This window comes from Flavobacterium johnsoniae UW101 (assembly GCF_000016645.1).
GTDB lineage: Bacteria > Bacteroidota > Bacteroidia > Flavobacteriales > Flavobacteriaceae > Flavobacterium > Flavobacterium johnsoniae.
Genome location: NC_009441.1, coordinates 4,404,721 through 4,429,976 on the forward strand (window position 1 = coordinate 4,404,721; position 25,256 = coordinate 4,429,976).

Below are 25,256 nucleotides of genomic sequence, written 5' to 3' on the forward strand. Positions count from 1 at the left end.
TCACCGCTTAAAGATTATTATTTCTTCTAATTCATATAATGATTTGATAATTTCTAAATGCTGTTCCAGCAGTTCCCCGTCATGCAGGGCAATGACCGCTTCCCTTTGATCCAGTACCTTGCTCTGTATCAGACTTGCACAGTCAATAATAGTCGGTGCTAAATATAACTTCTTGGTTAGTGGATGCGGATAGGCGGGATAGATTCCCTCGCTGTTCAGGTATTCCTGTTTCTGCTCGTCCAGATCAAAACGCAGTGCATAATAATTCACTATGTTCTTGTCTTGATTGACAAGGGGAAAAATAAGCCCATAGCGTCCGAAGACGGTATAAGCTGTCATGGAATCGTCCCGAACTGCGACATCGCTTTTGGTCAATACCCCAAGTTTTTCAAACTGATCTTTGGTCTTGAGCGTTTTGCGATGATGGAACTGTCCTGAATTAAAGCCGATCCGGATATCTGAATATTCCAGCCCGATGCTTTTTAGGTATTCCTTGGGCTTTAAAGCCTTCGCACTTCGAATGCCTGTTTCAAAAGACCGGAACAGTGTTTCTAAAGTTTCCATAAATAGTAATGATTTTCTATTATTTCGGAGATAAGGCGACCGAAGCCCTCAGCAGTCCTGTATTATCACAAGGAAGATATGAACGTCTTCCTGTAAATATAAAAATGCATTTTTGAAGTTGTTGCATTATAGGCACTGCTGGCACTATTTGTCTTGTGATGTCGTAATGAAGACAATTTGTTTTTCATCGCTGGGCAGTAGTACCCGGCAATCTTGCAGATAGATATTGATTAAATGAGCCTGCCCAGACCGGGTTTTCATAATTGCGGAAAATCGCAGGGCGGACACCTGATACGATAAATAAAGGAGATGGTTTGGTACATAACCGGGGAATTGTATTTTTAATGGCAGGCAATTAAAAAAATCCCAATAATGTATCCTATCAATTTTTTATATACGGTACATTGAAAATCGTGTTTCATACATTTGATGTAAATAACACAGGCTTGGAAACGGACTTAAAGCTTTGGTTTCCTGCGCTTATCCTTGCGTTTCATCTGATTTGCAAAGGCAGTTTCCTGAAAATCTTCTCCCTGCGCTACAGGCAGTAAGCTTCCAAAGGCTTCAAAAATAGTGTTATCCTGCCCATTTTCAGGCATATCTTCCTTCCCTGAAAAGGCAGACGGGCTTTGTGGCTCTTTAATCTGATCTTCTGCAGGAATAATTTTCTGTGAAGCAGTGTTTTCTTTTGTTGGCAGATCTTCTTTTTTGCCGTTATTCCACCAGTCATTGAATACATTGGCTGAAAGGTTTCTACCAAGTTCTGATCCGTTGCAGACTGTTTTAGAATTATGGTCTATAAAAGTGACCCCGTAAATACGTCCTTGGGTATTTCGGCGAACCACAAGATTGATGCCCTGTTCCAATAGTTTTTTCTTAAAATCAGATTCGTTAGAAGCAGTCTGCATCACGGATTCGATCCTGCCTTTAACTGCTCCCTTGGCAGGACTGTCTTTTAGTTTTATCCTGCTCTGCTCATAATGGGATTGCAGTTGTGATAATCCGGCACTTTTTCCGAAGAGCGAAGCCTTGAACGGATGCCCAGCTTTTTCTCCATTGTCATTTAGCGCAAAATATACCAATCCCATTTTTGGAATCCCGTTATACTCGCCCTTGACTTCTTCTGCAGTAATCTTGAAAAGGGAAAGAAGGGCATTGTACGCCCCGAAAGTCTGGAACTGGTAGTATTTGGGCAGATGGCGGACAACCGAAGCCATCTGGCTTTTTATATCGCCTTCTTTATAATTTATGGGTTTGAATATGGGGCTCTGCTGGTTTTCTTTTTGCTCAGTAGCCACTTTAAGATCGTACTGCTTTTCCAATGTCCGGCAGACGGCCATCGAACGCCTTTTCTCGAACTTGTCTGATATTTTCCTGCCCTCATCGTCCACGCAGACTGACACGATATGGATATGCGTGCGGTCAATATCTGTGTGCTTGAATACCACGAAAGGCTGGTCTGCGTAGCCCATCTGCTTCATATACTCCTGCGCCATATTCTCAAAATCGGTATCGCTTACGGTATCTTTGGGGTCAGGATTGAGCGAGATATGAAGTATCGGTTTTTCCGTTTTTCGGTTGACCAGCAGGTGCAGTTCAAAAGAACGTGATAATTGCTGTAGGGAGTAACTGCCGTCAGGCGATTCGATAATCTTCTGGGTAAAGAGAATCTGCGCATCTTGTTTCTCTACCTTTTGGTAATTATAGGCCAATGCACCGTATAATCTACTGCCTCTTGATATTTTCGCTATCATGTCATTACTTTTCTTTCAGGTGCTTTTCTTCAAATTCCGCCGTAAGCTGTATTATCTTTTGTGATAAAAAAGCAAGTTCTGCCGTCTGTTTTTCAAGCTTGTACAGGTATGCCAGGGCTTTCTTTTCGGAAAAATTACTATTCAGCATTTTTACGACCTGATTGTAATTTACGCCCACAGCCCTGAACTGACCAAATAGCGAAGTCAGGCGCACATAATAATCGATTGCCGTCTTGTCAACCTTTATCGTCGTGATGCCCTTTTGGAAAATGCACGCTGTAATAAAGTGTGCCATTACATTCATGCCGGACTGTTCAAAAAGGGACAGGAATCGGGCATTCTCTTCCGCATTAAGGCTGATGGAATAGCGGTTCACGGCAGGGTCATTTTTAGGATGCCTGCCTCCTTTGTGCGGGTTGGTTCTGCTGTTATTTTCCATAATTATTATTGCTTGTGCCTTTTAAAGAATTTAAAAGGCAATCTATCTTATTACTGGCAATTTCACTTGGATTTGGAACCATGTGGAAGCATTTGGCTTGTGATGTCTAACTGTGAATTATATGTTTAAAGACTTGAATTCAGGAGCTAACAATTTTAGTATTAGGCTAAAAATCAGTATATTTATTATATGAAAAAGGAAATAGAAGGATGCCTAAATTAGACCCGGTACTTTTTTGGGATGTGGATATAGATGCGATGGACTTTGATAAAGCCTATAAGGCTGTTATTGCCCGTGTTGTAGAACGTGGAGATCAGCAGGAGATCGACGAGATTGTCCGTTTCTACGGTTTTGAAAAAGTTGTAACGGCTATTCGTGACGAGATTTATTTTCTTCCTAATTACGCCATTGACCGAGCAATAAGATTCTTTCCTGAACTGAAAAAGGAAGAGATGTACTGCTACCTGAACCGCAAGGACAAACCGTATCACTGGATTTAGTGATAACTACATTCCCAAACGGGTTTTTCTTGGTTTATTTAATTCCTCATCTTTACTTTGTTCCGGCTTGACTGGAATATTAAGAGGCTGATTTTGACGCTGTCTCAGGGATTCTTTTTCACTTGGGCTTAAATTGTTCCCGCTGTTGCCCACATGACGAAAAACCGTTTTAACTGGCCCCATTATATCCACAGGCTTTTCAGGCTTCTGCGCAGGCTTCTTTTGACCTTCCTCAATTTTAACAAACACTAGTTTGCCTAACAGTCTGCCCAGTCCGGTTTTTCTGGGATTTTTAAGCTGTCTGAGGAAATTCGAGAAGAAATTGCTTAAGATGTCACCGCCCCTGTCTACCTGCATAAACGGAGCTTTTGTCCTATCACCCTTTTTTTTAATTTCCTTCTTTTTTTCCTCTTCAGGTCTATGCTGTATCGGTTTTTTCTTTTTCTTCTCCGTTTTGTCTTTATGCTTGTCTTTTTTCATCGTTTTGATTTTTACGCCGAAAGATAATATTAAGGGCGTTTTATTCTTCTTTCTGGCACTCTAAGGCATTGATTGGCGTTATATGTCCAGATTTAGAGTGGAAGGGATTATATTCTGCCAAAAGAAATAATAAAAAGAAAACCAAGGTAGGACGGGCTGGATCAGCCTGTCCAAAAGCTTACGGCATAATGTTTTGCTCGTCCCTCGCAAACCACCCTTCGGGACTTATTCCGTTTCCTTTTGGCCTGTCTGCATCCCGTCCTGTAAAATTGTTTTCTTTTTCTTTTTTCCGTTTTTCTGTTTTCTTTGGAAAAATATATTTTTTGGTTTTTTGTACAGGCTCCGCTCTCGTGCGAGGTTTTGTAGGGAGCAATTCTCCAAGGCTTCCCAAATTTCCGCAAAAGAATATTTGATAAAAGTATTTTTATAGTTTTAAAAGCAGTTATGCAGGCAGGCAAGTATCTGTGAAGGTATGCAAGCAAGCAATCAGGCAAGTAATCAGGCTTGCAGGCAGGCAGGTAGGTAGGTAGGTAGGTAGGTAAATCTGTAGTTAAGTAGTCCTGTACTATTTTTAGAAAGAAACCTTTAATCGAAATTGTACATAACTATGCAATTGAATATTGTTTACACATAAATTACCTTTCCGGTAATCTCTATTCCTGCAATCGACATTACAGAAATATGCCTTTAGTACGCTCCATAGATGCAATATAATCCCAGTCGTTATAAAAGGTACACTGGCGGGAAGCCTGAAAACTGCCGAAAGTTATAACTGCATTTATTATCGGATAGGATTCCAATACTGCCTGCCCTTACAATTAGATTCAATAACGTTACGTTACCAAAATAAAAAAAAAGGGCTTCAAGCCCTTTCAATTAAAAACCATCGGTAATATTATTTTCGAGAGAAAATAGCAAGTTGTGTTCTGAGATGCTTGAAATACTTTCCGCATCTCAAAACCACTTGCCCTGCGGGGCTGGAAAACGTCTCCAAAGTCGCCGTTTTGTTAAAATTATAATTGGAGATAGGGTTATTTGGAATCAGTTTCATTTTTCTCGTTTAAGTGCTTATAGTAAAGTATGTCCAGCAACTCTCCCTCTTCCATTGGGATCAGCATTTCTATTACCCTAAGCAGGCTTGCAACATATTTTTCAGGATCTCTGACATTTTCCTCACTGGCTTCAATTCCCTCCAAAGCAAGCGCTCCTGCCTTGAGCAAATCCATTATCAGATTGAACAGGTCTGAATATCCCTCTACATTTATCTCGACACTGTGCAAGTCATTTCTTTTTTTTGATGCCGGTCTGAGCATTATAAAATAATTTTCAGGTTTCTCAATGAGGTCATTTAATTTGATTTTATCATCTTCCATGATCTTTATTTTTTTAAATTGATTAATCATTTATCCAGTCTACTTTTTGAAGTTTTAATCATGTCGTGTTTTTGAGATTTTGATCTGAAATACTGAAATAGGTATAGACCGATTCTAAAAATAGCCTGACTAATGCAAACCAAGCCATAAGGTCAATATGTTCCTGGAAATCAGGATCATTTTCCAGACCCTTTGCGCTTTCAAAACTTAAATCCAAGTTTTGAATTCTCTGCTGGAAATTTTGGTAATATTCTGTTCCGACAACTGATATCACAACAAGGAGCAGTTCATTTACGAACCGTGAGCAGGCAATGGAATTTAGGATATACCTTAGGCTTTCAAAAGACATATTATTAGGATTTGGATTTTCTTTCAGTTCATCGCAAAAATGCATCAGTAATTGAAGGCACGAGAGTAGTCCCGCTATTTTAACATCCTGTATATCGGTGTCAGCAATTTCAGGATTACCTGAAAGCAATTCTTCCAAACCGTATTCCTGCAGAAGGTCGGGATACCTGTCCTGTAATAAATCAATCTTGGGATTTTTCAATTTGCCAAGAAGTTCCGAAATCCCATTTTCGAGATTCTTTTGTAAATCAGGCAGGAGCATATCCAGCACTCTCTTTGCCTGTTCTGCTGATTCTACAAGCTTTTGATCTTTATTGAAGTTTTTATTTTTTTTCATAGTAAAAAAATTATTGTTATTAAATCTCGTCCTGCTGTTTCAAATCATCCAGTCTTTTCAGTTCAGTATATCCAAGTGTGTACATTTCATTATAAAATTCTTCACATTTGGTGAAGAGCAGATTGCTGTCTTCAATACTGTCCACATTAAGATCTTTGTGCTTTATCATGTCTATGCTGGCAGAAAGCAGTTCCCTGAGTTTTATGTCCAGCTGTGAATCTGAGAAGGGCATTTTTATTTCAGGGATGCATTGCAAGAGACGGAACAGGTAAGCAATAGAATAGACAGTGGGATGGTAGCTGAGAAAAAGGTCTAGCTGGGCAGTCGCTACCAGCTGGACAGCCTGCTGAACCAAAGCATTTTTTACCAGTGCCTCCTCTGGCTCGGTGCACTGCTCGGCTGTCATCAGGAATTGTTCTGCCCCAAGCATGCGGTTCTTCCAGTAGTTGCTTGTAAATTCAATATCCCTTTGGGGATCTGCATTTAACGGATAGATGGCATACTGGCTGTCGCAGTAGGCCGGAATGCCATTTTCAATAACCTTATTGAGGAAGTACTTTTGGTTATTGTTCTGTGATCGGAGATTCTTTACCCTGTGGATCAAAATGGTAGCCGTATACCTGTTTCCAAACTTTTCCTTTATATGATACTGTAATAACGGTATCGCATTTTCCTTGTATTCACTGCTCATTACAAGCAGGTAAAAGTGATAGCCGGGTAAATGTTTATTGAATAGCTTCTTGCTTTTTTCCTCATCATTGCTGTTGGTTCTTGCATATCCAAAGCAGTAAACGGCACGGATTTTAAGAAAACCTGCAATGGTCTCGCTTACTTCTGAAAGTGCATGTCCTATGAAATAGTTCGACTTCATTTTTTCAGTCAGGACTGACTGTCCTGAAAATGACTGGTTGCCGAACCGTTTCATTTTTGATTTGAAACCTTTTTTATAACCCCAAAAAAGACTGCGAAACTCTTTTTCCAAAAGCTCAAACTTTAGCTTTGCCCTTTCCAAGACTGCTGGATTGATATCAAAATTGATCGTATTGTCACGATAGTAAGTATGGGCATTACTGAGCCTGTCAATAATTTCCCTGTCTTCAGGTATATCGTAATCAAGTATTTCTCTCAGGTATGGAACAAATCTCACGACTTTCTTGTATTCATGCACCAAGCTCGGCCTGCCCATGTCTTCGCCGATCTCACCGATAAGAAGCCACGTATAACAGCAGTAGAGGTTCCAAATAGCAAGACACATGAAATAGCCAGCTTCCTTATTGTCATTGTTCTTCATGTGGGCGGATGCTGTTTTAAAATGGTAAACAATATCCTGCATATTATCCTCAAAAGAAAATTGTGCCCAGTGCATAAGGTCTTTTGCATCGCCATTTAAGGGATAAAATACTTTATTGTCCGGCTGGTAATAAACCAGCTCATTGACAGTACAGTGGCGGATAAGATAGGGAAATCCCTCTTTGAATCCCTGTGAAGCCCTGAAAGCATTGATAAACTTGAAAATAAAGTCTGGATGGAAGTCCGTTATTTTTTTCGATATTATCTCCAATGAATCCCCGCTGTATCCGCAGTTCTTTTTGAGTATAAAGGTTACTATGATCGGCAGACCGTTCCCGCCGTTATTGGAGATGTAGATCGATCCTGCTTGTACAAAAGTCAGCAGGTCATTAATAGCTCCTTCCAATTGCTCCCGCATTGGCTGGCTCTCTGGAATTTTTAACTGGTAATCCATAAATTTGATAATTTGAAGTTGTACATAAAAGTGAAAAGTTGTATTTTTGTCTAACACACAGGCAAGTAAGCAATTACTTGTTCTGTACGGAATCAATATGTCCCGTACCGTACAAGACTAATTTCTATATCGCACACTGGACTGCCTTTTTTATTCTTAATTATTATCTTTGAACTATGAGTACAGTAACAAAACCAAATCATATAGGGCGAAAAATCAGCCGTATCCGTGAACTGAAAGACATGAAGCAGGAAGCACTGGCGCAGGCTTTGGGAACAAACCAGCAGGCTATTTCAATTATGGAAAACAGCGAGACGATAGAAGAAGAAAAACTTATGGAAGTAGCAAAAGCTCTGGGAGTAAGCGTGGAAGCGATCAAGAATTTTTCAGAAGAAGGCGTGTTTAATTATTTTAACACTTTTAATGATACAAATAATACAGGAGCATTTAATTTCGGAACAAATCATTGTACTTTTCATCCTTTAGACAAGCTAATGGAATCCGTAGACGAGAATAAAAAACTTTACGAGAGATTATTGCAAGCCGAGAAAGATAAAATCGAATATTTGGAAAAATTACTAAAAGCTAAATAGGCTTTATAAAAGACATATTAATTCCAAAAAGAGACTTCGGTCTCTTTTTTGTTGTGAAATATTGTAAACGAAATACTATGAATATAACTATAAAGCTAAGAGTAAAGAAAGAAATTGACAGAGATAGTGAGCTGAAAGTATTAAAACTAAAAGGGACATTAATTACTAAAGGCTTTACAGAAATTATTCATATTCAAGATGAAAATGAAGATTTCTATGTAAATACTTTTTCAACTTATAGAGTACTCGAAAAAGAAGCAGAGAATTATATTGTAGATTATATTTCAGCTAATAACTTAACAAATATTGTCACCTTGCTGAAAGTATAGATAATAGTTGTGTCTTAATCTTTTCTAAGTGCTATAACAGATTTTTTTAGATAAATTTTAGTAAATTTACAACAAACTACAAACCAAACACTTAAAAACACTGGCGTTACAACTTCTAGAATTTAACAATCCAAGAAACACCAAATTTCTTCTTGTAATACTGTCGGTAATTACCATCGCATTATGCATTTTATTAATTGAGAATCACGTCCATACTTTGGCTTTAGAAAAAGAACTTGACAGAATAAATTATGAACTTCATTTGAAACAGGTTACCCACGACCGAAGAGTAAAGGAACATGAAGAACAAGCGAAAAAATATAAAGAGCAGGTTGAAGCACTAAAATTAGAAGTTTTAAAAAAATTAGAACAAGAAAATGAAAAATAGATATTGAACCAATAAAAAACTATATAATTGTCAAAATACAACTTCTACTAATGAAAAAAATTCTCTTTATTTCCTTACTTTTTACCTGTAATTTTATTTCTGCCCAACAGAAAAAAGACACTACTGATCTTCTGAACTTTGAGTTCCGGCATTATGATATAACTCCCTGCCAGACCTGTCCGCTTAAGCCTGGTGATAAAGTGCCTTATACACATCCTTATGCAAAATATATAAATGACGAGAGTCTATGGGAATGGAGAGAAATCGACCTAGGTGTAGGGAAACCGCAGAAAGTATACGATTTAAAACCTCAATATAAAGATACCCTGAGATGCAATGACGGTACAATTATGGAAGTGCCATTTTGGATTAAAAACAACACTAAGAAAAAAAGAAAAACCACTACGTAAAATGAGTGGTTTTATATATTTGAGAAATTGTTATTTGAACAATATAATAGAGAAAGGATAATCTAATTTTAAAGTAACCACAATGAACGTAATCGAATTTAAAAATAAACTTGATATAAACGGACGTGGGCATCCTCATAAAAAGGTAAACAGAAGACATAAAAAAAGAAAATATGACTGAAAATTTCTTGAATTTAAAAAAAATAAAGATCTATAATTTATTTTGGTTAGTTGCTTCAATAATACTTCTGATTGGATTAATCCAAGATCATACTGAAGATAATACTTTCGATATAAATGTTCATGACACATATTTTGTAATCGGACATTTTTATGTAGCTCTATTTTTAAGTTTAGGTTATTATCTTACAGGATTGGGATATTGGATTGTTCAAAAAGCAATGAAGAAAAAACTTATTATCGGATTGACCCTAATTCATTCCGTAATCCTAAATGGAAGTTTTTTAGTTTATTGGTTAGTAATTGCATATAGCAAAGCTTTTCTTGAAAGTCCTTTTCCTCTATTCGACAATTATCAATTAATTAATCGAACCCTTATAGTTCTATCTATCTTGATATTATTTATTGGACAACCAATTTATATTATAAATTTAACAATAGGAGTATTTAAAAAGCGAAAGCATATTTCTTAAATGCACTATAACTTTAATTTTAATTGCCATATAAATAAAATCATTTCATGGAATATATCATTTAAACTTTGCTACCACATTTTAGTAGCATGTCAAAACGACCATATAAGCGTATTATAACTTAGCTTTTTAATCTTTTACAGAGTTTATAATTTCTTGTATTTCATTATCAAACTTATTCATAACAATTTCTTTATTCAATTCTTGAGCATAATCAGATTTGATTCGGCAAAATATTTTTCCGCAAGCTTCATAAAAATCGAAGGATATTTTTTCCTTTTTAGGTGGTATTCTATACAACGCTATCTCACTGTAATATAAATCGTTTGAATAAGTGATAGTCAGATTATAAATTCCAGCTTCTGATGGGAAAGCATTTTCAACGATTTGGTTATTTTCAAATAAGCTAAATAAGGTTACATTCCAAGTTCCTTGCGTGAATTTTATAGCTGTTTTTTGGCTGTCAATATTTTTGCTAAAAGAAACTTTTATTTTGTCACCTTCAAATTCCGTTTTTGTTTGTGCAAACTGCGTCATTGATACTAAAATTAAAAGCAATGTAAATTTATGTTTCATTTTTGTTTGATGTATTTTTGAAAATCATATGAGTAATTTCAACAATTATTTTTCCTCATCCATAGCAACTTTCCATTTATTATCCTCAACTGTTAGAAAAATTATATTACTTTAAGTTTTACCATCCTCATAAATTAATGTTTCCCCGATGAAAATTACCAAATCTTTCTTTTTTAATATCCTGATATAGTTTTTGCGCACTAGGATTTAATTGCATATTAAATCTTGGGTCTGTTAAATAATTATATGAATATTTTAGATCAAAAAATTGAGGTTGCTCTAAATCACTCATTATTTTTTCCATAACAGCTAATTCAATTTTACTTTCATTTAAAACAACAGAAGGAACATAATATGGATTATATGTACCATATTCTTTAGTTATCTGCCAATAGCCTCCTTTATTTTTGATAATAATTTCGCCTAATAAAATTGATAACGATAAGGTATATTTATCTTTATTCTTTTTAAAGTCTATCTTTTTAATAGCTTCATTAAATACCTTAAAGAATACTTCATCATACTTTGCTCTATGCAATATTTCAATATCTAAATCTCTTTCTAAATTTGTGATATTTTCATTTACATGATCTGGCAAGTTCATAAGTTTATCTTTATAGATTTCATATTGATAGAAGTCCACTACATTCACAGGAAAATAATCATTCTTGATCATTTTTTTTAGAACTTCCTCATTTTTAATTATTAGTCCGTTTTCATACGATGATAAGTTTCCGGGCAATAAAACAACTTCACTATTGCTTAAAACATAAACAAATGCCCCATTAGTTTCTAATTGATTATTATAGTTATCTATCTTCTTTTTATTCTTCTTTAAATAGTCAATAAGTAAACTTACTTTTCCCTGTTTATAGTCATTAACCTCTTCCGTCTTCATAAAATTTAAACTTAAAATTATACCTATTATAAAACTTATCACTTAAATTGTCAATATGCCCCCATCACACTTACAAATATAAATTTTATATTCTACAGGTATTTCTTGAAACAATTAGAAACACTATGTTCTATAATCGGATAGGAACCTAGGGATTATTTCCCTAGGTGACCTTCCACACCACCCGGCATACGGATCCGTACCAAGGCGGTTCTTAATTTACGATACATTTTAGGTACATGTCAGTCAAGAACGTATATCCAGCTTTTCTTAGAGTTTGCATCTTTAGAGTTATTTGCAGGATTGGACTAAGCGCAGTTCGACAATACCCTTTTCGGGTATTAGCCCATTGGTAGGCTTGATTGTCTTTAACTCCAATCTTTTTTAGATTGTTGTATTTAGTGCTTATCTTCTTCCAGCTTTTCCATATTAACATGCGTATTCTAAATCGAAGCCATTCATCTATACGTTTAATTTTATTTGACATATCGGCTAGTTTAAAATAGGATATCCAACCCTGCAAGTAATATCGTAAGAGTTCTTTAATCTTTTCGTACCCCATGCCATTACTGCGGTTAGTAATTTCCTTTAGCCTGTCTTTGAGTTTACCATAACTCTTCGGATGTACGCAAAGTCCCCATTTCCCTTTACTTTTGTTATAGAAGCTATATCCAAGGAATTTCTTTCCTCTGATATATCCCACTGTAGTTTTCTCCTTGTTTACCCTTAAGTATAATACGCTTTCAATAAACGCAGTTATACTTTCCTTGACCCGAAGACATGCTCTCTTGCTTTTACAGAAGATTAGACAATCGTCTGCGTAGCGTACAAAGCGGTGTCCGCGTCTGGCGAGTTCCTTATCCAGTTCGTGGAGCATTATATTGCTCAACAACGGACTTAATGGTCCGCCTTGAGGAACGCCCAATACGCTTTCTTCGAATTTGTTCACCACAACAACACCAGCTCTTAGATACTTATGGATAAGTGATATCACTCGTGGGTCTTTGACTTTCTTTGATAGTAGTTCTATAAGCCTACTGTGATTCACAGTATCAAAGAATTTCTCTAAGTCTAAATCCACTACATAGCAATACTCATCATTGAGGTGACTCTCTACTTCTTTCAAAGCAGTATGACAGCCTCTTTTAGGTCTAAAACCGTGGCTACTTGTGTGGAATTCTTGTTCGTAAATAGGCGTTAGGATTTGGATAATACTTTGTTGGACTAAGCGGTCTACAACAGTAGGAATACCAAGCGACCTTGTTTTACCTCCCTCTTTAGGTATCTCAACTCTTCGAACAGCCTGAGGTTTGTATTTCCCTTTCTCTAGCGATTCGATCAACGACTCTTTATGTTTTAAGAGCCATTCTTGTAAGTGCTCAGTGGACAACTTGTCTATTCCAAAGCTTCCTTTATTGGATCTGACCCTTTTATATGCCAGATTCATATTGGAAGGATTAAGGATTAGCTCTAATAGCTTCCCCTGACCTAAATGTACTTCCGTGAGGTTGTTTTCAGTTATCCCAATAAAGGTCTGCACTCCTTGGTAGCTCTCGGATTCCGTCCTATCCTTCCCAAGGTAGTTATCAAAATGATTTGATATTTTCTGCATTCGTCCCTTCACAGGTAACATTCATTTACTGCTCACTTAATTAAGTTCAGTCCTTCAGTACCAAGTAGTACCTACTATGACCTCTGCTGACTTCTTATGGCAGTTGTTATCCATAGTTCTGTAAAAAAAAACTTCCCTATGTCTATAAGACCTCCCCAGGTAAGAAACGATAACTTTCCTCTCATCTGCCTGCTATATTTACCATAATGTTCCCGTACAGTTTGGGACTTCGGTTTGTATAGCAACCTTATCCAACATTTCTGGCCTTGTATATAGTTTCTGTTCGTCAGGCCAAGAGTTTGCCTACTGCTTCCTTCAGATTCCACCTCGCGATGGACACCCTTGCATTCAGCTAACACTTCCCACTGTAAAGGCGTGCTCGGGACTTACACCCTAGAGTTATCGCCCATGCTGGGCACACTATAAAAGGATGAACAAAAATGTTCATCCTTAAAATAGTTCTATTTAATTAGTCTTCAAATTTGATTTACCAATTGGGATAATAAAGGGATTGGTAACAATATCAACCCGCAGATTAAAATTTATTACATCATCTGGATCGATAATCATTCTGTAAAAACTACTTAATATTTCCGTCTTATTTTTTTCATTTGAAAATATAAAAAAATCATAACGACCATCTTCAGATTGGATTTCTATATTCTGGTAATTTAATTCATTGCGTAGAACCACGTAATAATATGAAAAGAAGTTCATGAATAAAGAATTAAAATCAATCTTTTTAATACCAAAATCCTTAATAGCTTTGTCAAAAGCCTCTACATCACGTTGCTTATCAAGGCTAGATATATTTGTGCCTAGAAGATTGTTTAAAAAAGATATTCTTTCCTCAATCTTATCTTGAAAATTATCAAAATTGATTATCGGATAAATGTCGTCAGATGTTTCCATTACTTTTATATAATACTCCATTGAAGGATATAAAGTAAAATCGCCAATGAATTTAAAATAAATAAGAAACTGCTTGTCCTCATTTATATAAAATGTATGCTCCTTATCATTTGGATCGAAATCTATCTCTTTAAAATTATATTTAACGATTAGTGCGCTACCTTCTTTATAAGATAAATTTTTAGCTTTCATATCTGTTGTTTTTTGCTTTTGAGAATATAATAAATTAGAACTTAAAATAAATATAAGCACTATATTTTTAAGAAATTTGTCCATAGTTAAAATTTTATTTCTACGCCTTGAAGCTGAGGAAGCCCAATTGGAAATTTCACAGTTGCTCGTTGCGCGGAATATGATAATGTTGTTGGAGGAGTGAAATACAACAAACCATTATTCATATATGCTACTGACCATTTAAGAGTAACATTTTTATCATTAGCATATTTTATTAAAGCTGGTGAAATTAATGTATTACTAGTAGTGTACAAGGTTACAATTGATCGACCATGAACGCCCCCTTCAGTTGAATTTGCAGATGCGTCTATTAATCCTAACATTTGATACGGAGAAGATCCCGATTCCAGGTTTAACCAGCCTGTGACCGCTTTCACTTCATGAAAATGACTATCTTTATTTATTGCTTCACCAAATAGAGAAAAGACACTAATATCAGATACAGCATCTGGTATTACATTACTGTATTGCCCTTCTGTTTTTATCTTTCTATCTGAACTTCCAAATTTTTTTTCATTACTTGGAAGGTTTAGATAATCTAAAGTGGCTCTTTCAAAAGCTTGACCAGCTTTCATTTTATCTGTAACACCATGACTAGATGCTAATGCAAATAAATCTCCCGTTGAAAATGGAGAGATTCCTGAATCATCATCGTTGGCGTGACTTGCTAATGCAGACTCGAACGTTGTTTCTTTTCCATCCGCAGTCCTATATCCGCCTTCATCCCAGTCATAATAACTTCCATGCTGTCCAGCTTGCGCTTTCATCCCATCTGGATCAATAAAGAACACGGGATTGTTTAACGCGTAGGCATAAGGGCTAAACCTTCTGGATTGTTCTGCTAACGGGTCAATGTTCATCCATCTACCAATTGCAGGGTCATAATTACGTGCCCCATAGTCGTAAAAGTTAAGCCCCAGCTCGTCTTGAAGCTCCTTGCCATTGTACTTATACTTATTATTGCTTTCTTGCAGCGCAACATAACCCTCATGTTTTAATCCAAATGGATAATAATGGGTCTCGTCAATAATCTCAAGACCGTTTTGTGCATTTTTAGTATAACTCAAACGTATATTGCCTAAATGGTCTTTGTACTGAAACACATAGGATAATGCACCATTTGTGTTTTTAACATATCCCTCTGCTGTAGGGAAAAATTCAAGAACGTTGTCTTTATATTGATAACCGCCTAGATAATCCGTTTTGACTGCAAGAGATCCTTCATTGATAATTTTACCAAGTTTTTGTCCGGCTGCGTTGTAAATATACTCAATTGAGTTTCCTGTTCCAAATGTAATCTTTTTAGGAAGATTTAAATGATTGTAAGTTATTAATGTAATATTTTTATTCTTGTCCAGAATCATATTTCCATTATCGTCATAATCAAAGTCATCGCCGGTTTTATTATTGTCTTTAAACCCTTGATTATCATTTCCAGCAGGATTTTCTGTAACTTTCATCAGCTGGTTTGAGTTTTCATTTCGATAAGAATATGTCAAATCATCAATCTTAAAAGTTATCGAAGGCGCGTCACTGCCGCCAAATCTTTCTAAGAATTTTATATTACCATTTTTATCATACATTAAACTTTCATTGTAAGCACCAGATACTGGTATGGCATCTTCGGGTTTTGCATATACTGCAGAGGTTAATCTGTTTAGTTTATCATATTCGTATCTATACGAACGCAGTGAAAAATCACTTGAGGTACGCCATGCTGTTTCAGAAATGTTTCCGTTATATAAACTTGTTATATCTGAACTGCTTGGTTTATCATAATTAATTTTAAAAGCAAATAAATCGGTTAAACCTAAATCTGCCTGCAGATTGCCTGTTTGATTAATTGCCGTGAGCCAGCCTCTAATGTTGTATTTATAATCCACTTTCTGCAATGGATTTCCGGTGCTGTTTCCTGTTTTTTTACTTATCAGCTGTCCCAGATCATCATAAGTATTAGAAGCCAGAAGTTCTACCGCACCTCCGTTTATCTGATGCGTGTGCGTAAGCAGACGATCCTGCGGAGAATATGCAAATTCTTCCTTTACAGTTAATTCTGCAGCACCTGAGGTTCTTTTGTGTTTTGAAATACTATAAAGAGTTTTCCCTGTAAAATCGAGCTTAACATCGGTTTGAGTATAGCCTCCTAAATGGTTTTGCATATAGGTGCGTACTGGTCGTGCTTTAAGATCGTATAAGGTTGTACTGATTTCTCCATCTTTATTTGAAGCCGTAGTTAAAGTTCTGGTCCAGTTTCCTGTCGCCAAACCTTTTACATTACTTAAAACAGGATCGCCTTCTATTGCAGAAGGAACTGCTGGTGCGTTTGGATAAGCATAATTGTCATAATAGTTAACCGTTAAAAGTTTAATATTTTTAGGTTCAATCGCATTACTGTAATATACCTGTATATCATCAACAGAGCCTGATGCCTCTTTGGTTTCAAATGATACTGTTTCATTATTTTTGGTATCCTGAAATGCTTTTCTCGCTGCAGAATTGCAGGTCTGATTACTCCATCCGGTGTAAACAGGACGTCCGAAAGCATCGTATTTAGTAATCATCCATCCTATTGAACTGTCGTCTTTAAACGGAGAGAATGCAGGACCTGTGGCAACAGGTTTATCAAGTTTATCGTAGACAATAAACTCCCACTGTTTTCCCGGCAGTTTTTTCTCAACTAAACGATTGCGGTAATCATATTTGTACTGGTAACATAAATCGTTTAAAATATCTGTATTGATTACACCGTCTGCTTTTGGAGGAATTACATAGGTTAAATTTCCGTAAATATCATAAACATAATGGGTATCGTGTTTTTCTCCATTATTATAGGTTCTTTTTAAAACTACTTGTCCTTCTTTATTTTTAAACTCTACAGTTGACCCTGAAGATTCAACAGGACTGCTTCCTGTATTTTCATCATAGGTTATATTTTTATACAATTCGTTTTTAACATACGATCCCGAATCCTGAAAACTAATTTCATACAATCCAGAATCGGCATTCCACGAGGTATTTGCTTTATATAATTTTACTTCTCCATCTGTATTGGTATCATATCTTAATTTAATCTCATGACCGCTATCCATAGCCCATGAAGCTCCAGGTGCCGCCTGTTTTAAAACTCTGTTTAAAGGTGAAGATTCAAGCATTTTTTGAGAAAATGGATTAGTGGTATTTTCATAAGCATCATTACTGTAGAAAGTTATCGTATTGTCTTTGGCACTTTCTTCATATGCCATTGTTGTGCCTTGTGATTTATAAGGCAGATATTCCTGAATTTGCCTTCCAATATCATCGTAATCAATATGCGTAATAATATCACTTCCAGATGAAGATTGTTTATTTGAAATCTGCTGTATGGGTCTGCCCAGTCCGTCAAAATAGGTAATACTGCTTTGTGCCTGATCTGCTGCAGGAAAATCTACTATAGCGGTTAAAGGCTGTTTATAGGTTTTGGTAATTATATAATTCTGATCTGTTGATGGTGTTGTTACGGCAGAGCAGTCTGAATATGTTCCTGTAATAAGAGGACAGTTGTCTAAATTATTTAAAACATAGTTTCCATTTGGAATGCCACACTGCTGTACAAAATTAGCAGGATCTCCTAAACCATCTAAATCATCATCTAAATACCATATTGTGTTAGGATTAATTGAGGCATCGTTATCGTTGCAGTCAGTATTATTATCTACATATCCCGGTCTGGAAACACTTGCTGCAGACATGTTCAATGCGTATCCAAAACCATCTCCGTCACCATCTTTATAAACGGTGTGAGGTGCAATATTAGTTATATAAATATCTGTGTCGCTGTAATCTGCACTGTTAGCCACATAGCCTGCAGGCGGCACGCTGTAATAAACACTTTTATTTTTATTTCCATACCCGTCTCCATCAGCATCCTGATAAAAATACTGGGGAGCTATATTGGTAATATTTACTGTTGAATCATCGTAATCTAAGACATTATTAACATACCCTGCAGGTTGTAAACAACTTAATACGCCGCCAGTGTAGAGCTCTCCATAACCATCTCCATCCTGATCAAGATACCATCTTGTCTTGGGGTTTATAGATGCGTCGTTATCATTGCAATCATTTCCATTGGAAACCCAATTAGAAGGAGCATAACTGCGATACACACTCGCATATGGATCCCCATAACCATCGCGATCTTTATCTTGATAATAGTATTGCGGCGCGCGGTCAGTAACCTCTGCATTCGTATCATCGTAATCTGAATTATTTCTTACATAACCTGCTACTGGAGTACAGCTCTGAATTTTTAAAGCATTCCAGCCAAAGCCATCACCGTCACCATCATAATACCAAACATTTAAAGGGTTTATTGACGGGTCATTATCATTACAATCAAGATTATTGAAAGACCAGTCATTAGGATGAACACTAAAATATCCACTTATGGACGGATTACCAAAGCCGTCTTTATCTGCATCATAATAAAAAATCTGCGGCGGTATATTTGTTATATTTCGATTTGAGTCATCATAATCTCCCGCAGTACGTATATAGCCTGCCGGCTGTGTACACTGAACAATAACCTGTCTGCTATCCCCATATCCATCGCGATCTGCATCAAGATACCAAGTCGTATTAGGGTTTATCCAGTATTCAAAATCGTCACAATCCAAATTATTAGCTACATATCCATTTGGCATACTGCTGTAATAGACGTAATTAGATGGATTTCCATAACCATCAAGATCTGCATCACGAAAAAAATACTGCGGTGCGATATTGGTGATATTACCTGTCGAATCATCATAATCAGAGGCGTTTTTAACATAACCTGAAGGCTGCAGGCAGCTTTTCATTGAAGAAGAACTCCAGCCATAACCATCGCCGTCCGCATCTCTATACCACACATTGTTCGGGTTTATAGAAGCGTCGTTATCATTACAATCACCATCTTGGTCAACATATCCGGGGCGACTGGTACTCGCATATGAAATTACACTTGAGTTTCCAAACCCATCCCCATCTTTATCCTGATAAACAGTATGAGGAGGTATATTTGTAATGTATTTATTCCCATCATCGAGATCTGTCTTATTAGAAACGTAACCGCTAGGTTTAGTATTTTTTATAACAGATACATCAGGATTTCCGTACCCGTCTCCATCTGCATCTCTAAACCAAGGATATCCTGTGGGATCCCCGCCTCCTGGATCAACAACAGCCTGAATTTTTAAATTAGATTTTACAGACTTTATTATTGTATCCTGAGAATAACTGAAAAAAGCAGTTATTTGAAATAGTAATATAAATATTCTTTTTTTCATTTCTTTTTACTAATTAGTTTTTAAAATGATATCGATTTTCAGACACTACATGCCCCTGTGCGTCTTTAATAGTTTTTAAACGATTAAATTCGTCATAAGAATAAGTTGTTGTGTTTCCTTTTGGATCTGTAACTGTACTAATTCCAATCATAGGCAAATAGGTGTAAGTTGTTACCATGGCATTTGATAAAGCATTTCTCAAACTATTTAAATTACTAAGAAGGTCAATTTCAGTTCCCGTATCAGATTTAGTCTGGAGATTTGAAACATAATTCTGCACATCACTATAAGAAGCATTTTCTATTTTAGCAATTGGCTGTGTTTTATTGTACCCCCATATAATTGCCGTTGGAACACCGCCGTCTAGTGTATATTGGAGTATATTACCTCTATCATCATATTGATTAAAAACAATCTTTTTCTCGAGATTTCCTATACCTGTGATATTACTATTTGCATTAGGAAACTTAGCAGAATACACAGCATTTGGCAATAATAAATTATTGTAAGTTATTAACTGTTCTGATAATTTATTATTTCCTGTAAATGTCTGTGTGTTTAGCGGGGAAAGAATATTTTTTTCAGCCAATTCTGCTGCAAATGGTTTTCCAGACATTTCGGCATCTTTTGCATTAAAATATTTAGTAGTTATTGTTTCTTTTTTAGAATTAGTTTTAGTTTGTGATGACAATTGCACATGATTAATGCCATTGTAATTGTAAATTGCAGTATTACAAATAGGATTTGATCCACTAACATCATAAGTAATGTCCTGACTTGATTTTAAGTAATACCAAAAACCTATATTTTTATAAGATACAATACTTAGGTTATCAATATTTTCCAGGTTTGAAATTGTTTTTGGCAATTGTACTCCATAACAAGGATGTTCAATAAAAGTTGTTTTATTATCATTACCGGGAGCAATACAGGTATAATAGCTTTTACCTTTAATTAAGTTGTCTACAAGATTGTCAGAATAAACATGTTTATGCACAGCAACACATGATATATATTTGGTCCTCTTTGATAAATCCGCTTGAGTACACACATAATTAACCGATGCAGAAGCAATCTTTTCATAATTTTTCCTTGAACTAAACGATCTTACTTCTTTTCTAAACTCATATCTTTCTTCATAAATATTAATTGTCTCTTTTATTGTCTTTAGCTCTTTATTGAAATAATCGATTTTTTTTAATAAACCATTATCCCAGCCCAAATTACTTAGAGGTGCATTTCTAACTTCATAATTTCCAAACACAAATCCATCAGGAGCATCACGATGTACAATAAATTCGTGCTCTTCACCTCCATTTAAGAAATTATTCCCATACGAAATAGTGACATATTGATAAAAAACATTTGAATTTCCTGTATCAAATAGAGAAACAAGACTACTGGAAGAAAGATTCACTAACGTTTTACTGGTAACGACTCCATAAATCCCTGCTACTGGAGATTCCATAATTCGATCGACTCTAAAACGATCAATATAATAAGGGTCTTGTCCTTTGTTCCCGCTTGATTTGCTTAGGTCATCTTTTTTCGCATAAAGAAATTTTTTAACTACAGGCTCGGGTTTATTTAAAGAATAATCTAAAGTCTGTGCCACTCTTATTCCTCCTGTTTTAATATTTGACGCTAATTCAACTGGAGGTGTTGGGTAGTAATTAAAATTTAAAGTAGATGATGTACATGTGAAATCAGCCTCTAAAGTCAGTTTATATTCGTGATTTAGTTCTGCAGTAAAAAAAAGATTTTTTGCCTCCGGCTCTGTATTTGGTCTTATTGTATACATATTACCATTGCTGACAACACTTTCATTGTCTGATCTTTTTAGTGGAATATATTTGTTTGTTGTGTTGTCATAAACACTTATATATGCTTGATTTTTGCCAACATTTAAGTTTGCGTCTAAGCAGTTAAAGCTTACTCCGCCTACTAATGAAATGTCTTGAGGAGTAGGGTTTATAAAACTAGTTGTTTTAACGGCACTATAAGTTTGTTCTGTAGTAACAACATTTAAACTTTTATAAGTTTTAGGAGGATAAACCAGCTTAGTTCCATAATATGTATTAGCCTCATAATCAAAAATAGTATAGCCTTTTGTTGGATAAGTAATTTTTTTCAGCAGTCCTTTTACTGCATAATCTGAATCAGGTTCTTTGTCTGCTCCATTATAATTTACATTACTAAATTCGTAGAGAGTAATACCTTTAGGAACTAAGTTTAAATTACTTTTTCCATTAAAATATCCCCAATGATCCTGGCTGTATGATAATCTTTGAGGCAGATTATTTCTATCCTCATATTCGAATTGATAGTTTTGATTAATATCTTTAAATTGGATCTTATCAAGAAAAACCCTTTTATTTGTTGTAGTAGTGTATGTAAAACCTACATTTTCAATTTCTTTTGCTGTTTTATCTTTTACAATTATTTTTTCGATTTTTCGATTTCCAGATGTAACATCAGCACTTGCAGAAGAAAGATATGTAAATGAAATCTCTCCATATTCTGGGTTGGTGCTTTTTATCGATTTTATTGATTTTCCATTTAAAGTAATTGTATGATCACAAACTGAGCTTAATGAAGGTGAAAAATTTTCAAGACTGCCACCTTGATCATATTGTATTCTTGGGGATAACATTCTGAAAGTCTGCGATTTTGAAGTTATGTAATTAGAAACTTCGCTGTTATAAAAAAACTGAATCACGTCACCTTTTGGATGAACAATTTTGCTTAAATACCACGATGATATAGTCGTAATGGGAATAGAATGTCCTGATCCAACAACTCTTTGAGAAGTAATTTCCTTATCATTAAAAAAGTACTTCACCCCATCAGGTGTGGTTATTACAAAATCAAAACCGTCAGAAGAAACAGTACAATTTATTTGAAAATCCTGAGCAGGCATTAAAACTATACCTCCATCATTGTCAAATACAAATTTGCCTGAATACTTTCCAAAATTAAAACTAAAAAGATCGGCTTCTGTATCTACATCATTTTCTCCAATATATTGATAAAATTCAAGAGCTTGCGGCGAATATCGGCCCATCTCTTCTGTCATTGAGATCGGAATAGGATATTCTCCTCTCTCTTCATCCGGCTTATCTCTTACTATTCTTGTTATAACTCCTCCAAAACTTAAATTCCAGCTTTGCCCGATGTTTGATGATATTTCGTCAACCTTAACGCCATTCGAACTATAAAACATGCTGACAGGCACTTCTAAATTTGCTGTTTTATAAGTATAAATTGGAATATTAATGTTTTGAGAACCTGTGAACAACCCAACAGGTGTGTTGCCATATGTTCCTAATCCGTAAGCTGTTGGTGAAGGCGGTATAATATTAGGAACGAATTTACTTGGATCATTTTCTGTCTGCCCATAAGTAAGCGTGGACATCAGCATAAAAAGAAAAATACTAATTAAGCCTTTTAAATTGTAGTTTATTTTAAACATTTTCTATCGTACGGTTTTAATTACTTTAACTGACTCTGTTTTTACATCAGTCTTAATTTTAATGATATAAATTCCCTCTGCATAATGACTTAAGTCAACAGGAACGGTTCTGCTGTTGATACTGAACTGTTGTAAAATCCTGCCTAAAATATCAATGACCGAAGCTGTTCCTTCTGTAAAATCATAGCCTATAATTACGTTGGTGTAAGTAACAGCAGGATTTGGAATAGCCTCAATACTTGCTTTTACTTTTTCAACTTTAGCCTTATCTTTCAGCTTCACAACCCAAAAATCATTTCCTCCTATGGTTGATCTTTTATCTTTTGAAGAACCTGAATTTGATGTTCCCGCCATTAAATAGCCGCCGTCTCTGGTTTCTATAAGTTTTCGCAGAATATCTTCTCCGGCACTTCCAACGGTTTTCTTCCATAATTCTTCTCCTTTTTCATCTATCTTTAATGCGATATAATCATTAATTCCTTCCTTATCTTTTCCAGTCCCGGCTTTTTTCGCGGCATCTCCAAGCAAAGACTGCTTAGCTTCAGATTTTGCGTAACCTCCAATTAAATATGTGTTATCATTATTCTCAACAAGGGAAGTTAAAATATCTACTTTTCCAAAATCATAAGTTTTACTCCATACAACTCCTCCTTCATGATCTAGTCTCAAAATCCAAAAATCAGTTCCATTACTTACGATTCCTCCAAGGGTGGTCAAAGGATTTGTGCTGTTAGAATTACCTCCTAAAATATAGCCGCCATCTGCCGTTTGATGAATTACATAAGGCTGGTCATCACCATCTCCTCCATACGTTGACTGCCATTGAACAGCTCCTGAGTCATCTATTTTAATGATCCAGTAATCACCCACTCCCTTATTAGCGTCAGCTTTATCTCCTGAAACAGGTGAGTTTGAATATCCAGCCAAAATATATCCGTTATCAGCTGTTTGTTCCATGCTTCGTAATACATCAGCATATTTACCACCGTAAGTTTTCTGCCACTCAATAACTCCTTCTTTATCGAGTTTTACGATCCAGTAATCCATATTACCACGGCTTTTTTCTGATTTGCTGTATAAATCTGTTTGAAGAAAAGCGTCCATTTTTCCTTCTGCCTTAATATTTGTAACAGAAGAAGGACTTGAACTCGATGAGCCGCCTAAAATATAACCGCCGTCTTTGGTCTGGAAAGCACATAAAAGTTCATCCTGACCATCACCGCCAATAGTTCTCTGCCATTGCTCTCCACCGGAAGCGTCTAGTTTGATAACCCAAAAATCAGTAAGGCCTTTACAATTGTCTTTTTTCTGAAAACTGTTTCCTGAACTTGAAGTTCCTGCCAGAATAAAACCTCCGTCTCTGGTTCCTTTTATACTTTGAAGAAGATCAAATCCATTTCCTCCAATACTTTTCTGCCAGTCGAGTTCTCCTTTTTCATTCATTTTCCAGATCCAATAATCAAGATCTCCATGATTATCTTCGTCTTTATTTCCGGTTTTGTTAGAAAGGGAGCTGCCAGCCAGAATAAACCCATAGTCGGCTGTAGGTTGTGCATCAAAAAGGTAATCTGCATGAATGCCGCCATAAGACTTTTCCCAAAGAATATCTTGTGAGTAAGTTAAAAACGACAATAAAATAAAAAATAACAGGTAATTTTTTTTCATAATTCTGGTTTAGCCTGAAGTAATAAATTAAGATTAAATAAATGGTTATTATGTAGAAATTAAAAAAGCGTAATGATTTAACCTTAACACAAATTGGAGTTTATTAAATTGATAATAAGTAAAAAAGAAGTTAGTCAAAGTAACGTTATCAAGAGGATACTGACATGATACACATCTAAGTTTAATTAGTTATTTTTTGATTAAAAAAAGGCAAATAAATAATTTTTCCACTGATGGTGCAATAGGTATATTTACTGTTTTTGACTATGGAATTTTTATACAAAATCATTTTAAATAGAAGAAGATTTTCTATGTCAATTGATAATTAAAAATCACTTATTTTAGATAACAGCATTAAGTAATTAAATTACACAGACTGAAAAAATCCGACACATACAAATAAAGTAATTAAATATTTATTTTCAAGTCAATAGAAATCGCCGGTGGTCAGATTAATTTGTGTAAAAAAGATAGAAACATTTTTTCAAAAAAAAATATACAAATTATCTAAAAATATATATTGGCAGAGCGAAATATCGTAAAATTTCAAAATCTGTCAAATAATTGTTCTGCTTTCAAGATTAAATAACCTTTTATAACTATAACTTCTAATGCAAACTTTATATGAATACGATTTGTATTTAAAAAGGAGTTAGAAAATTTTAGTTA

At 35.4% G+C, this 25,256-nt stretch carries 20 protein-coding genes; 6 read left to right on the plus strand and 14 right to left on the minus strand.

Annotated features, from left to right (window positions below):
* The 3 genes from FJOH_RS19230 to mobA form a co-directional block, all read right to left on the minus strand.
* On the minus strand, positions 1-564 hold the full coding sequence (locus tag FJOH_RS19230) for a hypothetical protein (protein WP_012025693.1): 564 nt from the start codon (positions 562-564) through the stop codon (positions 1-3).
* Between the two features lie 458 nt (positions 565-1,022).
* Positions 1,023-2,318 carry a conjugal transfer protein MobB gene (mobB, locus tag FJOH_RS19235; protein WP_012025694.1) on the minus strand — a complete coding sequence of 432 codons (1,296 nt, stop codon included), beginning with the start codon at positions 2,316-2,318 and terminating at the stop codon, positions 1,023-1,025.
* A gap of 4 nt (positions 2,319-2,322) precedes the next feature.
* Positions 2,323-2,757 carry a conjugal transfer protein MobA gene (gene mobA / locus FJOH_RS19240; RefSeq protein ID WP_012025695.1) on the minus strand — a complete coding sequence of 145 codons (435 nt, stop codon included), beginning with the start codon at positions 2,755-2,757 and terminating at the stop codon, positions 2,323-2,325.
* A gap of 209 nt (positions 2,758-2,966) precedes the next feature.
* Between mobA and FJOH_RS19245 the strand changes: the two genes are divergently transcribed.
* Positions 2,967-3,257 (plus strand): DUF6922 domain-containing protein, encoded by a 291-nt coding sequence (locus FJOH_RS19245; protein WP_012025696.1) that lies wholly within the window; start codon positions 2,967-2,969, stop codon positions 3,255-3,257.
* A gap of 6 nt (positions 3,258-3,263) precedes the next feature.
* On the opposite strand, the gene FJOH_RS19250 is transcribed toward FJOH_RS19245, so the two are convergent.
* The 4 genes from FJOH_RS19250 to FJOH_RS19270 form a co-directional block, all read right to left on the minus strand.
* Positions 3,264-3,737 carry a hypothetical protein gene (locus tag FJOH_RS19250; RefSeq protein ID WP_012025697.1) on the minus strand — a complete coding sequence of 158 codons (474 nt, stop codon included), beginning with the start codon at positions 3,735-3,737 and terminating at the stop codon, positions 3,264-3,266.
* Positions 3,738-4,768: 1,031 nt separating this feature from the next.
* Positions 4,769-5,110 (minus strand): hypothetical protein, encoded by a 342-nt coding sequence (locus FJOH_RS19260; RefSeq protein ID WP_123875767.1) that lies wholly within the window; start codon positions 5,108-5,110, stop codon positions 4,769-4,771.
* A 58-nt stretch (positions 5,111-5,168) separates the two neighbouring features.
* Entirely contained in the window at positions 5,169-5,795 is a 627-nt protein-coding gene (locus tag FJOH_RS19265; protein ID WP_012025699.1) for a hypothetical protein, read from the minus strand.
* Between the two features lie 19 nt (positions 5,796-5,814).
* A complete protein-coding gene (locus tag FJOH_RS19270) occupies positions 5,815-7,539 on the minus strand; it encodes a hypothetical protein (protein WP_012025700.1) in 1,725 nt (574 codons plus the stop codon).
* 176 nt (positions 7,540-7,715) lie between these two features.
* Between FJOH_RS19270 and FJOH_RS19275 the strand changes: the two genes are divergently transcribed.
* From FJOH_RS19275 to FJOH_RS19290, 5 genes are all read left to right on the plus strand, one after another.
* The gene (locus FJOH_RS19275; protein WP_012025701.1) at positions 7,716-8,132 is read left to right on the plus strand and encodes a helix-turn-helix domain-containing protein; all 417 of its coding nucleotides are present in this window, start codon (positions 7,716-7,718) and stop codon (positions 8,130-8,132) included.
* Positions 8,133-8,209: 77 nt separating this feature from the next.
* Entirely contained in the window at positions 8,210-8,461 is a 252-nt protein-coding gene (locus tag FJOH_RS19280) for a hypothetical protein (protein WP_012025702.1), read from the plus strand.
* Positions 8,462-8,678: 217 nt separating this feature from the next.
* Positions 8,679-8,849, plus strand: coding sequence for a hypothetical protein (locus FJOH_RS27050; RefSeq protein WP_012025703.1), 171 nt, complete (start codon positions 8,679-8,681; stop codon positions 8,847-8,849).
* A 50-nt stretch (positions 8,850-8,899) separates the two neighbouring features.
* A complete protein-coding gene (locus tag FJOH_RS19285; RefSeq protein WP_012025704.1) occupies positions 8,900-9,259 on the plus strand; it encodes a hypothetical protein in 360 nt (119 codons plus the stop codon).
* A 173-nt stretch (positions 9,260-9,432) separates the two neighbouring features.
* The gene (locus FJOH_RS19290) at positions 9,433-9,912 is read left to right on the plus strand and encodes a hypothetical protein (protein ID WP_012025705.1); all 480 of its coding nucleotides are present in this window, start codon (positions 9,433-9,435) and stop codon (positions 9,910-9,912) included.
* A gap of 129 nt (positions 9,913-10,041) precedes the next feature.
* Here the strand turns inward: FJOH_RS19290 and FJOH_RS19295 are convergent, their stop codons facing one another.
* From FJOH_RS19295 to FJOH_RS19330, 7 genes are all read right to left on the minus strand, one after another.
* Positions 10,042-10,488, minus strand: a complete 447-nt coding sequence (locus FJOH_RS19295) for a hypothetical protein (RefSeq protein ID WP_012025706.1) — start codon at positions 10,486-10,488, stop codon at positions 10,042-10,044.
* A gap of 127 nt (positions 10,489-10,615) precedes the next feature.
* Positions 10,616-11,386: a hypothetical protein gene (locus tag FJOH_RS19300; protein ID WP_012025707.1), complete on the minus strand. Its 771-nt coding sequence runs from the start codon at positions 11,384-11,386 to the stop codon at positions 10,616-10,618.
* 214 nt (positions 11,387-11,600) lie between these two features.
* Positions 11,601-12,998 carry a group II intron reverse transcriptase/maturase gene (gene ltrA / locus FJOH_RS19305; RefSeq protein ID WP_012025708.1) on the minus strand — a complete coding sequence of 466 codons (1,398 nt, stop codon included), beginning with the start codon at positions 12,996-12,998 and terminating at the stop codon, positions 11,601-11,603.
* Between the two features lie 465 nt (positions 12,999-13,463).
* Entirely contained in the window at positions 13,464-14,186 is a 723-nt protein-coding gene (locus FJOH_RS19315; protein WP_012025709.1) for a hypothetical protein, read from the minus strand.
* 2 nt (positions 14,187-14,188) lie between these two features.
* Positions 14,189-19,450: a DUF6443 domain-containing protein gene (locus FJOH_RS26320; protein WP_012025710.1), complete on the minus strand. Its 5,262-nt coding sequence runs from the start codon at positions 19,448-19,450 to the stop codon at positions 14,189-14,191.
* A gap of 13 nt (positions 19,451-19,463) precedes the next feature.
* Entirely contained in the window at positions 19,464-22,922 is a 3,459-nt protein-coding gene (locus FJOH_RS19325; protein ID WP_012024729.1) for an RHS repeat domain-containing protein, read from the minus strand.
* A gap of 3 nt (positions 22,923-22,925) precedes the next feature.
* Positions 22,926-24,587, minus strand: coding sequence for a T9SS type A sorting domain-containing protein (locus FJOH_RS19330; protein WP_012025711.1), 1,662 nt, complete (start codon positions 24,585-24,587; stop codon positions 22,926-22,928).
* Positions 24,588-25,256: the final 669 nt, after the last annotated feature.